The sequence below is a fragment of the Rufibacter tibetensis genome, from assembly GCF_001310085.1.
GTDB classification, from domain to species: Bacteria; Bacteroidota; Bacteroidia; order Cytophagales; family Hymenobacteraceae; genus Nibribacter; species Nibribacter tibetensis.
Map to the genome: position 1 here is coordinate 72,441 of NZ_CP012644.1, position 13,411 is coordinate 85,851.

The window sequence follows — 13,411 nt, forward strand, 5'->3', positions numbered from 1 at the left end:
AAACCAGGAATAACGCTGGCTATTCAATTTCGATCTCTCCTTTTCTTTTACCTTTCCTTTCGCCTATATCTTCCGTATGGGAAGATCTGTCTTCCCTTGGCTGCAGCGCCATTCGGAAGGCGTGCAATAAATGGCGGGCCTGTAGCCTCGAGGACGTTTGCTGCGCCACCTTCTCCCTCCCCGTGCGCAGAAGGTGATAGGGGTTTTGCAGGGGCAACCCCTCTCTGGCCACTTCCTCCAGGTGTTTCAAAGACCGATAGAAGGTTTTATCATATTGCCTGGATACGGCGATTTGCTTTACCTGTTCCCCATCCAGCCTACTGGATTTAGGCAGAAGCAGATTGAGCGCCTCGACGCGCTCTCCTATCCGTTTAGCCCGGGCTGCATCCCTGCTGGAGTCTCGCTGCCTAGGCCTGAGCTTCTCTGTCTCCAAGGCTGAATAGTTGAACTGGTTCTCGAATTGTCGCCCACAGGCTGTTTGCCAGTTCATCAGGTTGAACCTGCCCCTTCTTCCGCCAGGGTTTAAGGTGATCTTCTGCTCCCTGTCCCTGGCGCTTACAATTACGTGGAGATGTGTCTGCAGCCCGGGGCGCCTCTCCCCTACCCGGGCATTTCCCGCCAGTACTTCACTATCATTTCCCCTGTACTCCCGCTCCAGGTGAATTGCGGCAAACCAAAGGAGGTTCTTGCTTTGAAGCCGTCGCCCTTCTTTAAGGTTGAAGTTAGAGGCATACAGTTCCATCACCTGTCGGGTATAGTTTCGCAGGAGTTGGTCACTGTTTTTGATATGCCTAAGTTCGGTCTCACTAGGCGCAATGATGAGGGAAAAGAATTTTTCCTGATGCGAACGCAGTCCTTTTACATTGTTGTCAATGGCGTTTCGTACAATTTCAAGGCGAAGGTTATCCTTGGTTTGGTCAAAGAAAATATCGTATTCCCCTGCCTCCCTTTTGGCTTCGTGGATCAGGTAGTTCAATGTTTGCTGGCAACTCCCTTTATTATTGTATGCTGTTTTGCCATGGATCTTAGGATTTACCAATTTAACATACATAGCACAAGAAAGGAATTTGAAGTTTATATACTGGAACTCTTCTGCCGTGTTTTGCCTGGCGCATATTCTTTTGCTTCCCTTACAACCTTCTTTACCTGTGCTTGTATAGCCATTTCGTTTTGGTTTCTGAGTTGCTCCACCTTTTCTTTTATTCCCTTCAGTTCCTCTTCCGATTTAGTGCTTAGCAAGACTTCCTGCAGCCGCAACACACGTTCCGTCGTTAATCGGATTTTGATTAACTTCTCCAACATCGGCATCAAAACGCTTCTTTCTTCCTCCTGCATATAAGCAAAGAGCTGGTCTCTCAGTTTTTTGATCTGCTGTATGATAATGGTTCCCTCCCTTGCCTCTACCTCTACCGGATTTAGCCCACGCAAGGAGAAATACCTGATGGCGGCATCGATGTATTCGATGTTTTTCAACTTTAGGCGTTTCGCCTCCCTGACGATGGATTCATGTGCGACAGTGGACATGCGCACTGTGGTATAAGCGGTCTTTTTAGTTGTTTCTGCTCCCATACCTACATAGTATTTACATTTTAATCCTGTAAATCAACCATTTAGATAACTCATATTTACATTCACCCATTCTAATGGATGACAAAGAATTGAAATACAGTGTTTTATCATTGCTCAGACAATTCTCTTCTTGCTAAGGCTTAATTGATTGGCCAATAATTGAACGAAGTGATCTTCCATGAGTCGCCTCACTGGGTACTTACATTTTCAGAGCGCCTTTCCTTAAGCTTTAAACCGAGATAACTATACAGGAGTGGTGTCCATAGGGTTTTATGTGCATTCCCTATTGACATGTATATATGTTAACAATTCAATTTGTATATGATTGAACTATGCAGCGTTGAAAAACCTACAAAGCGTTTTTAATTACGATTATTAACTTGTTAATTTGTGAACAGCGCATCAAAATACCCGCGTTGATTTATATGTTTGTTAATTTGTTAACAATTATACAAGCACCTGTGTTTAGTGATTGTTGCTAATTAATATGTTAACATGTTTAAAATTCAATTTATTCATATATTAAGTTGTGCATCTATTTCCTTGGAAACAAGTTAATATGTGTTTTAGTAAACACCTCAACATTTAACCTTTTTAATATGTTTAAATTTAAACACCTTTACAACTTATTTTATTAATTTGTTAACAAGTCAATTTCTTAATATAACTACTTGTATATTTGTACATGTGTAAACATATCACCTTGTATACATGTAAACATGTTAAATAGTCAAAAACTTAACTTATATAAATATTTACTTTTAACTTTTTCTACATATTAAAAAATTGATACGCAAACTTATACCTGTATTAACAACTTAAAGTGGCAACGTATTTACTTATTAATGTAGTAACAAAGATCATAATTAATAAGTTGAATTGTTAACATGTTAATTAGTTAAAAGAATAACTTTTAAATAAATTAATAATTCAATCTATATACGACTTAATAAGTTAAAGTATTAACAGGTTAAAGTGTAAATAGATTAACTTGTTGAACTTTCAATTATTTAAAGGTTTAACATTTTTAAAAATTGAGTTGGTGATAAGTTAACTTAGTCAATCATTAAAAAGCAAACTTGTACATTTGTTAACATGTATATAAATACATTCATTAATACTCTTCGATGGGAAAAATTGTAAGCTTCGCAACACAGAAGGGGGGATCGGGAAAATCAACCCTGACCTTGTTATTGTCTACTTGCCTGGCAGTGGACTACAAATTGAAAATAGCCGTGCTGGACTGCGATTACCAGCAAAGCATTGTGAAGACCCGGATCCATATGGATGCGGCGAACCTGGAGCAGCTCAGGGAAACAGACCCTGAGGCGAACTATCCTTATGACATTTTCCCGATGGCGATGACAAAAATATTTGATTTCATCGACAATCCGGAGAATGACAAGTATGACCTGGTGATCTTGGATTTACCGGGACGGGCAGACGGCAATGAGATATTCGACGCCTTGACGGCTTGTGACGTGGTATTCGTTCCTTTGGTGTCTGATTACCTGGACCGGGCCTCAACCGCGGATTTCATGGGGATTCTGCACTCGATAAAATCAGTAGCCGACAAGGAAGGGATCGCTTTTGCCTACTATGGGCTTTCCACCAAAAGGACGAATAGGAGGGAGGACAGGGAAATGGATGAGTACATTGATGAGATCGGGCTCTCCCGCCTGAACTCCTCCCTAGGGCTGCGGGCTGCGTATTCCCGCCCCTCGACCCTTTTCAGTCTGCTGAACCCAGCTTATCTGCGCTATGCGGGCGGGGATAAAACAGTGAGTGAGGAGATAAAAACCCTTTGTGAGGAAATCATAGAAAAGTTAGAGTTACCAGTGCACCAATTAACGACTGCGAAGAATGAATCAGCCGAATAAATTCAGCATCAAGAAACCCCGTATAACCCTAAGTGAGGAACAGAAGAACCAGGCCAGGTCAGGGATGGCAGGGGAGGCGGTAAAGGCAAGTGGGGAAGCTGCCCCGAAAACGCCGGAACCCAATGAACCTGCGGTAACCGTCATGCCCGCCGCGGGGGACCCGGCTCCTGAAACAGAAACTGAAACCTTGGGCGCCCCTGACCCAGATCCGAGTTCAATGGTGGAGGCGGCGGCTCCGCTTCCCAGCCGGCAGGGGAAGGGCAGGGGACGCAAACCGGAGAAAAATGTAGCCCCAGTGGTGGAAGATTCCGAGACCCAGCATGTGAGAATGTCCAAAGATGCGGTCATGAGGGCCAAAATGAACGTTTTGCTCCTTCCCACCAGCATGGGAATCCGGAGCCTGCGCGATTATGGGGATGCGGCGTTTGAGTTTTATGAGGCCCACCTTCGCAAGACGGGTAAGTTACCGAACCGGTAGCTTACGGTTTCTATCCTTTAAAGGGAAAGGATAGAAAATTTATGCTCGGCTTGCCCGGCCAGTGAAGTGGAGAGCCTGGACCTGCTGAAAGGATAGAGATTGTACGTCACGCGCTTACGGTTTCTATCCTTTCGGGGGCAAACAGAGCCGTGAAGGCCTGGAATTACCCCTTTTGACTTACCATTTCTATCCTTTAGGGCAAAAACCTGCTTTCAAGGCCGCATTCACCTCCCTATGCTTACAATTTCTATCCTTTCAGCAGGGAAATTTCCCCATCTGCGCCTGCTTCCTGCTTACTAAGAGATACAAAAACTATCCTTTTGAGGGGTTAACCGCTTCATTTGGAGAATATTCGGCCATAATACCCCGAAAGGATAGATTCTGTAAGTGAAAACGGGTGATTTCCCTTTCCCGACCGCCCCAAATGCGGCATTCAGGGGTTTTACAGGTGGTAAGGCTTACAATTTCTATCCTTTAGAGGAAATCGGCCGCTTCCCGATAGGGGGGTAGAAACCGTGCGCTTACAATTTCTATCCTTTCAACATCAATGGCGCCTTGCTTCCACTGGAAGGAGGGCGGGTGTACAAATTCTATCTTTTTGACAGTTATTTTATATCTTTTCTTTAAAAAGTGCAATCCTAACCTCTTTATCTGATCCTCTTTATTTTCTTTTGCTGATTTTTTGCCCCAATATGTATTTTGATTATCTTCAATTTCGGTCGGGACCAACAACCCTAAACGCCCTCTTTTTTGAGTTAACACAATTTGTAGTATCTTTAATTATTTGAACACTATTTGCAGTGCTTATAAATACCTGTTTATTAGTTACTTAACTAGACTTAGGGATAGATATGGTAAGAGAGAGGATAGATACTGTAAGCCAAAGGATAGAAAGCGTTAGCCGTAAGGATAGACTCTGTAAGTCTTTTGGATAGATTTGGTAAGCGAAAAGATAGAAAAAAAGGATAGACTTTCTTTTCTATCTTCTTTTATCTACCTTGTACCAGATTATAAGTTCGAACGATGGAATCATCTGATATATCAGCAGTAGAGATAAGGCAGCATAATGCCCTTACCACCGCAAGGTACGAAATGAGCGCCTGTGAAATGGACATCATCTTCTCTTTGTTGTCCATGCTGAAGAAAGACGACAAAATCGGCACGATCTACCGACTCCGGGTAAAGACCCTGGAGGAGCTGACGGGCAGGTCCTGGAACTACCAGCGCCTTCTCGAGTCAACCTCCAACCTCAGAAGCCGCGAATACCACATAGAGGACAAGAAGCAGATCCTGCAGGTGGGCCTTTTGGCTTCAGCCCTGTACATCAAAGGGGAGGGAATCATCGAACTGGAGATCTCTGAGCGCCTGCGCCCATATCTGATTGACCTGAAGAATAACTTCACCAGTTACCGGCTGCAGGCGGTTTTCAGCCTCTCAAGTAAATTTGCCAAGCGTATCTACCAGATATGTTCCCAATGGAAGGACATAGGGGAGACTCCGAAGATGTCACTCCACAACTTCAAGGTGATGCTGAGCCTGAAGGATCCCGCCGGAAAGGAACCGGAGCAGTACGAGAAGATCTCGGCTTTCAAAAAATATGTGCTCGACACGGCGGTGAACCAGATCAACGAAAACACGGACCTGCGCATCAGCTACGAGCTTTTCAAAAAAGGCCGCAACTTCGAGGACATCCGCCTGTATGTGAAAAACCAGATCCCACAGCAGATCCCCATTCCCTTTGAGGAAGCGGTGGACGATGCCAAACTCGCAGCGGCGCGGCAACACCTGGAGACCTTGGAGATCAAGGACCCGGCTTTAGTGAAGAAGATACTCGAAGACCCTAAGCTGATCAGGGCCTTATTTGATTTCATCTTCAAGATGAAAACCGAGCGCATCAAAGCGAAAAGCAACCCGGGAGGGCTTTTTCTCACGATTCACGGGTTGATTTAGGTTTTGAATGCCGCGCAGAAGACCGCTTCGTCCAAGAGACCAAAAGGTTTTGAAGTAAATTCCATTCTAAACGGAGCGCAGCATATGGGACTTAGGGAGAATCGTGTACCGATAAGTTTCAAAAGGCTTTTCCGGGCCTCTAGGTATACAATGAGCAATGACAGGCTTACCTGGAGGGTAGAGGCTCCGTATAGGGAGGGGAAGGTCGCTTCCTTAACTAGGTCCCAAGGCGCCTTTAGGCAGGGGTAAGGCCAAGGCGATCCACGATGGGAACCTGCCTGGTGACCCTGCATTTCAAGCAGCACGTTTATTCCCTGAACACAAAGCACGCCACAGAAAAGGTGTTCCGAAAAAAATGGAAAGAGACATCAAGAAACTCCGTGAGATCCAGCAATCCCTTGAGGAGGTGCGTGACCGGGGGCTAGTCTCCCTTTCCACCATCCAGGGCCTGATCTCAAAGGCCCGGGAGCAGATAAGGGAGATGGAGGCGGGCCAACACCAGCACCCACCCTTCCTGAGGGCGGACAAGGCTTTACGGGAGGCCAGCCAGAGAGCGTTGGAGAGCTACGCCGAGGACGCAGTCTACTCCGCCCACGCAGCCGTCACTGTGTTCCTCTATGAAAAAGGTGGCCTCTGACCACGGGAAAGGTTGCCTGGTTAAGGAACCTGCTGATCAGGGCTGGCCATTCGAGGAGACTTCCACGAGGTCCAAGGATTCCAGTAGCCTCAGAAGGTCACATCGCACCTGGATGGGCTTGTTGAACCTAGGCGCACCCTCCCAATTGCCTCCCACCACCTGCTAACCGCTGGGTGAAGGACCTTGTTTCCTCCCCAGTTTCATGCATCTGCCGAGCTCGAAACGGAAGCAAAGGAAACCAGCCCAAACAGGGAAAGGACACAATTGTTGAAGTAAGGCTTACCGCAAAGTGGTATATTGGGTGGATGATGGAATAAACGCGTCCATGTAAGGATTAGAATATCCATCAGTTGGGTTACCCCTGTAAAGCGACCGGTGTAAGGATGTATAATCGGATATCTGGTAGGGTAGTAAACACCCAGTAGAAACTAAATTGCCCTTGAAATGATGAACAACCCCCTTAAAAACTTCCTGTTAGTATCTCTGTTGAATGTAGCGCTGTCAGCTTTAGCCGTTGGCCAGGGCAAGCAGCCAGTCAAACCAGGTGATTACCTGGGGATGAGGTGGAGTCAGGTGGCAAGCCAGATGCCTGCCGAGTGGTACGCCAGCAGGGAGGCATGGATGGTCGCGGAGAACGTTTTGCTTACCCAGAGAGAAGTCGGCGGATGGGCGAAAAACAAACCTTATCACCATGTCTTCACTGAAGGGGAAAAAGCACAGTTCACCAAAGAAAGGCAGGAAATCGGGGCCACGTTCGACAACGGGGCAACCATCACGGAATTGAAGTTCCTGGCCAGGGTGTATGCCTCCCAGAAAGATGAGCGGTATAAGGCCGCCTTCGAGAAGGGGCTCGCTTACGTGCTGACCGCCCAATACGGAAACGGCGGCTGGCCCCAGTTCTTCCCGCTGCGCCAGGGGAGCAGCGTGGCCTATGCCTCGCATGTCACCTACAACGACGACGCGATGGTGAACATCATGAAGTTCCTGCGGGACATCCACGGCGACAAGGGCGATTACCGGGCCCTGCAAGTCCCGGGGGCCACAAAGGAAAAAGCAAGGGAAGCCTTCGACAAGGGCATCGGTTGCATCCTCGCCTCCCAGATAAGGGTAAACGGGAGACCGACCGTGTGGTGCGCCCAGCACGACAGGAATACCCTTGTCCCGGCCAATGCCCGCAAATACGAACTCGCCTCCTTCAGCGGGGCAGAGTCGGTCGGCATAACGCAGCTGCTGATGGGCCTGCAGAATCCCTCCAGTCAGGTGATCGCCGCCGTGCAGGGGGCGGTGGCGTGGTTCGAAAAAAACAAGGTGGAGGGTATAAGGCTGGAGAAAAAAACAATAGAGGGCGGGAAGAGCGACCTTACCGTGGTACAGGACAGGTCCGCCCCCGCCATATGGGCGCGTTTCTATGACCTGAATACCCAAAAACCGTTTTTCTGCGACCGTGACGGGGTCATGAAATTTTCGCTTGCCGAGATCGGGCATGAGCGCAGAAACAACTATGGATGGTACACCGATACACCGCACAAGATTCTTCAGGCATACCCTGGCTGGGTGAAGAAGTGGGGTGTGAAATAGCCTTCAGGTCTCCCAATCCAATGCCGTTTACGGGCAGTGGAGCGGAAGGGCTCACTTGGTTTGCCCTGTTTTCCACGTCTACTGCCCCACCACAGGCCACCTATGCCTCCCTGGTCCGTATTACGGGCTTTGTAAAAGTAAACTAACCTCGAGATAGTGGGGTTTGGGGGGCTCAATTCTGCTGCCTTGATTCCTCCACTGAGAAATTGCCTTTTTCACAGTTGGTAAACCCGTAGCGGCAAGCCGCGTAATAGGTGGAAAAGTACCCCATAATCCTTCCGTCCTTGATCAGAACGAATTTTCCATAGGGTAATACCGGGATGCTTTCCTCTTGGTTGACATTGCTGCCGAGGGGTAGGGAATTGAACATAACAGGGGGAGGTAAAAGCCAAAGATAAACGTCCTTCGCTTTTGTCTGGTTAATTCTTTGTTAATCTTCAAATGACCTTAACATTCTCACCAAGCCGGTCATCACCATCATTTTGGACCTGGCCCGGATTGAGGGCAAGCAACTGAGCATGTAGTTCAAGTTCCGTATCCGAAACCACAAGGCAGGCGGCCTATACACGTGCAGGGAGGTTGACTCAGCGGAAGGCAGGGATGAGCTCCTGGGCTAATAGAATTTGAGGATTAAGTATTCAATGTTGGATAGGCCTTATCAGAAGATCACCAAACTGACCGGTGCCGTCCCTTACACCATCTCTAAGGTGAAGAAGGCGATGGCCAAAGGGGAAGTGAAGAAGCTCCAGTCTACCCTCGACGGCTTGATGGAACTCCTGAGGTACCAGGGCACCACTGGTCCTGAGGCCCTGTTCCTGCGGTTCGGGGAGGTCTATTATGCGCTTGAATACGGGTTCGCAGGGGTAATCAGGGAGCTACAGGCGGAAATCCGCACTGACTTCGCCGAAGGGGAGACGATCGTCTTACCTTCGGCCTACCTGGAGAGCATTCTGAAGAACCTGCTGGGCAACGCCTTGAAGTACCGTTCCCCCGACCGCAAGCCACAGGTGTGGGTCTCTACCACCATGTTGCCAGGCCACGTGTTGCTGAGAGTGCGGGACAATGGGGTGGGCATAGACCCGGAAAAGCACCGGGACCAGCTTTTCAAGCCTTTTGAGCGCTTCCATGCCTCCACGGAGGGTACGGGGCTGGGACTGCACATGATAAGCAACATAGTCCAGAGGAATGGCGGGCATATAGAGGTTGAAAGCCAACCCGGGCTAGGCACCACGTTCTCCGTCTATTTGCGGGAATATCCCTTGCCCGGCGCGTAGGGAGATTTCCCTCCGGGTACATTCCCCCCTGAGGCTAAATTGGAATGCGGCAGCTTACTGGCATAGCGTCTGCCCCACGCTTTCCCTACCTGGTGACTTTCAGCGCCTCCTCTATGTGTCCATGGTAAGCACGGGAAGTTAAAAGGCCGTGACAAAGTGGGTTCTGCGGTCCAGGGCACGCCCATTCCTGGTGCTGTGCGAAGGATGGTATGCACAGAGGGGTTCTGAAGAATAGAATCCCCATCATCCATAGTCCCGTGAACAACTTGGCGTAATACCAGGAATGAAGCAATACCGGTCTGACCCAATTAGGGGTTAGCGGGCAATTTCCTGCTGCGCCACTCTGTCGACCCTGGCCTTGCCGGCGAGATCCCTTCTTTCCGCCCGGTCGGAAGGATGCTCGAGAACAGAATTCCCTTTCTGGTTCCCGACGGCATCCAGGGCCCGGGAGATTTTTCCGATCTCCTCTTGGTTTGTCCGGTAACGCACGGACATCTCCGAGAACCTGGCCCCTTCCTGCCGGATGCTGTGGATGTCCCCGACCATTGCCCCGCTTCGCTCCAGGGTGTCCCTCACAGCCTCGGCCCTTCCTTTTGCCCCATGGCCCCGGTCGATCTCCTTCACCTGCACCATGGCTTGCTTTTCGGTTCCCGCCTCCTTTTCCATCTGTTTTTGGGGGGAGACCGCCGGAGAGGTGCCGGCAGGCAGTCTTTCCTGGCCAGCCTCGCCGGGCTGCCGTTCCCGAAGGTGGCGCTCCGTTTCTTCCAGCCGCGCCTGCTGCCGAATCTGCTCCGGGGTGAGCCCTTGGAGGGTCAGCTCCAGGTCCCGGTTGAAATCCTTGGAGAGAGGATAGTCCACCCGAATGAAATTCGCCGGCTGGCGCTCGGTTTCCGGCCGGAGCTTTTCCCGCTGTCGGTACAGTTCCTGGCTCAGGATCTCCAGTTGGGCCGTGTCTGCCCGGGCCGCACTCAGCTTCACCACCGTATCCTTCTCCGTGGACCGCTGGATGGTCACCTCGATACTGGGTTCCTCCTGGGAGGAGTTGAGATGGGCAGCCTGCCGGAGCAGGGGCTGGACGATTTTCTCCCCCTCCTGCGCCGAGGCATGGTGAAAATCCACCCGCAGGTTCGTATGGTAGCGCCCCAGGGTCGCATGCCAGCTGATCGGCCGGGCCGCTTCCCCGTAGGCCTCCTGGTCCGCCAGGGGCCGGAAGGAGCGGGCCATCTGCAGGTCGTTCAGGTAGTTGATGTTGTAACGCCGGCCGGCCGCATCCCGGTCGTCCGCCAGCACGATCTCGCGGGGCACCTGTTTGTCGATGATCCGCTGGATCAATTCCGTTTGCCTTTCCGTCACCGTGCCCGCAGTGGCGATGTACATGGTGTTTTTGCCGTCATGCTTCAGCTGATGGTAACTCATCGCGTCTATGGCGCTTTCCGTCACCACCAGTCGCTCAATGGGAGTGCCCTTGCCCTGAGTGGGGTGGGACACCCAGATGCCGTCTTTGGGCAATTCCAGCAGGCTCTTGAAATCTTTGTTTTTCTGCTCCACGCTGGCCAGCCCCTTTTCATTGTACAGGGGAAAGGCGGTATTACGGTGACCGTTCTGCTGGCTGGTGAAGACGCGGCCCTGGAAGGCGGGATTGTCGATGGTGGCGTCGGTTATCCCCCGGCTATGCAGGTAACTGCGGTCACTCAGCTCCCTGCGCACCCCCAGCACCTCGGAGATCAGCCGGGTCCTCCGGATTTCCTCGTCATCCGGCCCCTCTTTCCCCTTGCCTTGGGAAGAACCGGCCCCTGAGGAGATTGGCCCGGTGTCTCCCACCGGGAGTTGCGGGGGGGAAGGGTTCCCGTTGAGGTACTCCCGCAGATGCAGGCGCACCTCCCCCAGGTTCATGTTTTCCCGGGTTTTCACGAAATCGATGATCGTGCCCCGGTCCCGGTCATCCCCGGGGTTGAGGTAGACCTGCTTGTGGTTTTTCCGGGAGATGATGAGGTGCTCGCCGTCGTGGACGAGGTGGTGCCAGTCCCCTCGCTTTCCCTGGGACTTGAGCTGATAGCCCTGAGATTGGGCATAAGCGACCAGGTCAATGTCCTGTTTGAAGCGTTCAAGTTCCTGGGGATCGTTTTCCAATGCTTTCCTTTCCATCATGATGATATAGGGTGAAAAACAATATTCCTGAAATTGCGGATGGGGTAAACCCGCCGACCTCCCCGGTACCGACCAAAACGGGGTTAACGGGGCCCGTCCTTGGAAAGGCTGTCGATGTAGGTCAGCTGGTCCCTGAACTGCAGCAGCTCCTGCTGCCCGGGAAAGAGAAAAAGGTAGCGGTCCTCCTCGCCCGTCGCCACCGGGTTCTTGGAGGCGGTGGTTTCAAAGGAGAGGGCGGCCAGGAGGCGCTGGAGAAGGCGGTGCTCCTTCCGTTTCAGCATCCCGTTCTTCAGGTTCACGACCGTGGTGTAGGGAAACGTGTGCTGCTCACAGAAAGGCTTCAGCTGCCCATGCCCTAAGACCTTCAACCGGTATTGAATGTAGCGTAGCACATCTGCATACAGTACGAATAGGGTAGGGTCCGGGAACCCCAACGGTTTTATGATCTCATTTGAAGGCATGATTGAGGGTGTTGGACAATCCACAACCTCAGCCGGGGGAAGCGCTCAGGTACCAAATGGACAGTCAATGTCAATATTTGCCTACAATGTATGATTATTTATCAAATGATATAAAAACAATATCTTAAAAATCAGTTTGTTACCTTCAGGCGGAAGGCACTGTGCCTTTGGGTAGTAAAACGTATAATTATATGATAAGTTTTGAATAATATTTTACTAACTTTTATATAACTTTTCACTACCTGGAACGTTTAAGGGATACCATGGCGCATCAAACCTTCCTTATTGGTTTAGTGCTCGTCCCGGCACTGTTGCTGATAGTGTTGGTTTGGTGGAGATTTTATGGCAAAGGCAGGGTGGCCCCTGAAAGCGGCTCCGGCCTCCACCGTTTCCAATGTATCCCAAACCGTTATTATGATGTCAGCGATTTCATTGATCCGATTCCCAATGCGGAGCCATCCGAACATGGTGGAATACAGAATATCATAGAGGAGTTGCTGGAGGGGGCCGAACCCCAGCCAGATTCCTGGGAGGAAGATTCCATCATGGGAGAGGGGCACCTTGCCCCCTCGTGGGAGCAGGCGAAAAACCCTCCAGGCAGCCCTGATCAATCTAAACCTGTTTCTGATACACCTGAGTCTGGCCTTTTCCCCGAGGATGGCCTCCCTCAGGAAACATCGCCACCTCCGCCGGACCCTTCCCAAGGCAGCCCGGCCACCCCGGAAGAAGGGGATGACGCCATTGCCCCCTCTCTATTCTACAACGCGGTGACCGCCCCGGCCGAGACGGAGAATGACTCCCTAAACCGGCAGGCCGTCGCCGCGCACCGCGCCCGCAGAGGAGCCGCCCTGCGGGCCAAGCTGACAAACCAGAAAGAGGCACTGGGAGAACTTTTCCTTGGAGGCCCAACGGTTGCAGACCCGGGGGACAAAGCGTCCTGAACGCCGGCAACCGCCCGCCCAGGGAAACCTGACAGTTATTATCCATTAACCTTAACCTATAAGACCAATGTTTACCAAACAGAGAAGTTGGGGAACAGGGCTATGGGCCCGTTTCTCGGAGAATACAAAGTCAGTGGCGCTGCAGGCGCTTACCTACAGGGCCTCCCCCTGGGAAAAACGGGCTATGTCCATCGCCCTGTGCCTGGCCATGGCGCAGCGGGCCCAGGCACAGGGTGGGACCGCGGCCGCGCTGGAAGGAGTCCAGGAGACCATCATCACCATCGTGCAGATCCTCTTTTCCATCATCCTGGTGATTGGCCTGATCCGGGTGGTGATGAAATTCATCAACGGGGCCCCGGATGCCCTTTCCTCACTGGGTTGGCTCGTCGGGGGGGTGATCCTGTGGTTCGGCTTCCAGTTCTTCAAGGATGACCTGGTCGGGACCGTGGGAGGGGAAGGAGGCGTGAGATAATCTTCCCCCATGCGCTCCTATCG

Annotated in this window: 14 protein-coding genes; 8 read left to right on the top strand and 6 right to left on the bottom strand. The window is 50.9% G+C overall.

The window, feature by feature from the left end; genetic code table 11:
* Nucleotides 1-19 precede the first annotated feature (19 nt).
* Together DC20_RS21580 and DC20_RS21585 are read right to left on the bottom strand one after the other, a co-directional pair.
* The gene (locus DC20_RS21580) at nt 20-1,051 is read right to left on the bottom strand and encodes a DUF5712 family protein (RefSeq protein WP_062546117.1); all 1,032 of its coding nucleotides are present in this window, start codon (nt 1,049-1,051) and stop codon (nt 20-22) included.
* Between the two features lie 23 nt (nt 1,052-1,074).
* A complete protein-coding gene (locus tag DC20_RS21585; RefSeq protein ID WP_169788224.1) occupies nt 1,075-1,524 on the bottom strand; it encodes a BfmA/BtgA family mobilization protein in 450 nt (149 codons plus the stop codon).
* 1,238 nt (nt 1,525-2,762) lie between these two features.
* Here DC20_RS21585 and DC20_RS21590 point away from each other — a divergent pair.
* Together DC20_RS21590 and DC20_RS21595 are read left to right on the top strand one after the other, a co-directional pair.
* Nucleotides 2,763-3,449 carry a P-loop NTPase family protein gene (locus DC20_RS21590; RefSeq protein ID WP_394331554.1) on the top strand — a complete coding sequence of 229 codons (687 nt, stop codon included), beginning with the start codon at nt 2,763-2,765 and terminating at the stop codon, nt 3,447-3,449.
* On the top strand, nt 3,433-3,927 hold the full coding sequence (locus DC20_RS21595) for a hypothetical protein (RefSeq protein WP_062546120.1): 495 nt from the start codon (nt 3,433-3,435) through the stop codon (nt 3,925-3,927). The genes DC20_RS21590 and DC20_RS21595 overlap by 17 nt, the downstream gene beginning before the upstream one ends.
* A 474-nt stretch (nt 3,928-4,401) precedes the next feature.
* Here the strand turns inward: DC20_RS21595 and DC20_RS21600 are convergent, their stop codons facing one another.
* Nucleotides 4,402-4,689, bottom strand: a complete 288-nt coding sequence (locus DC20_RS21600) for a hypothetical protein (protein ID WP_062546121.1) — start codon at nt 4,687-4,689, stop codon at nt 4,402-4,404.
* A gap of 261 nt (nt 4,690-4,950) precedes the next feature.
* Between DC20_RS21600 and DC20_RS21605 the strand changes: the two genes are divergently transcribed.
* The 3 genes from DC20_RS21605 (at nt 4,951) to pelA (ending at nt 8,092) form a co-directional block, all read left to right on the top strand.
* Entirely contained in the window at nt 4,951-5,877 is a 927-nt protein-coding gene (locus DC20_RS21605) for a replication initiation protein (RefSeq protein ID WP_062546122.1), read from the top strand.
* A 355-nt stretch (nt 5,878-6,232) separates the two neighbouring features.
* Nucleotides 6,233-6,514 (top strand): hypothetical protein, encoded by a 282-nt coding sequence (locus tag DC20_RS21615; RefSeq protein ID WP_062546124.1) that lies wholly within the window; start codon nt 6,233-6,235, stop codon nt 6,512-6,514.
* 444 nt (nt 6,515-6,958) lie between these two features.
* Nucleotides 6,959-8,092 (top strand): pectate lyase, encoded by a 1,134-nt coding sequence (gene pelA, locus DC20_RS21620; RefSeq protein ID WP_157593441.1) that lies wholly within the window; start codon nt 6,959-6,961, stop codon nt 8,090-8,092.
* Between the two features lie 172 nt (nt 8,093-8,264).
* Here pelA and DC20_RS21625 read toward each other — a convergent pair whose 3' ends face one another.
* Nucleotides 8,265-8,462, bottom strand: a complete 198-nt coding sequence (locus tag DC20_RS21625) for a hypothetical protein (protein WP_062546125.1) — start codon at nt 8,460-8,462, stop codon at nt 8,265-8,267.
* A 271-nt stretch (nt 8,463-8,733) separates the two neighbouring features.
* On the opposite strand from DC20_RS21625, the gene DC20_RS21630 reads away from it, so the two are divergent.
* Nucleotides 8,734-9,366, top strand: coding sequence for a sensor histidine kinase (locus tag DC20_RS21630; RefSeq protein ID WP_062546126.1), 633 nt, complete (start codon nt 8,734-8,736; stop codon nt 9,364-9,366).
* A 315-nt stretch (nt 9,367-9,681) separates the two neighbouring features.
* Here DC20_RS21630 and DC20_RS21635 read toward each other — a convergent pair whose 3' ends face one another.
* The gene (locus tag DC20_RS21635) at nt 9,682-11,514 is read right to left on the bottom strand and encodes a toprim domain-containing protein (RefSeq protein ID WP_083470475.1); all 1,833 of its coding nucleotides are present in this window, start codon (nt 11,512-11,514) and stop codon (nt 9,682-9,684) included.
* An 83-nt stretch (nt 11,515-11,597) separates the two neighbouring features.
* Nucleotides 11,598-11,975, bottom strand: coding sequence for a hypothetical protein (locus tag DC20_RS21640; RefSeq protein WP_062546128.1), 378 nt, complete (start codon nt 11,973-11,975; stop codon nt 11,598-11,600).
* 263 nt (nt 11,976-12,238) lie between these two features.
* Here DC20_RS21640 and DC20_RS21645 point away from each other — a divergent pair, with 263 nt between their 5' ends.
* Nucleotides 12,239-12,916, top strand: a complete 678-nt coding sequence (locus DC20_RS21645; RefSeq protein WP_062546129.1) for a hypothetical protein — start codon at nt 12,239-12,241, stop codon at nt 12,914-12,916.
* Nucleotides 12,917-13,100: 184 nt separating this feature from the next.
* The gene (locus tag DC20_RS21650) at nt 13,101-13,388 is read left to right on the top strand and encodes a hypothetical protein (RefSeq protein ID WP_157593443.1); all 288 of its coding nucleotides are present in this window, start codon (nt 13,101-13,103) and stop codon (nt 13,386-13,388) included.
* Nucleotides 13,389-13,411 lie beyond the last annotated feature (23 nt).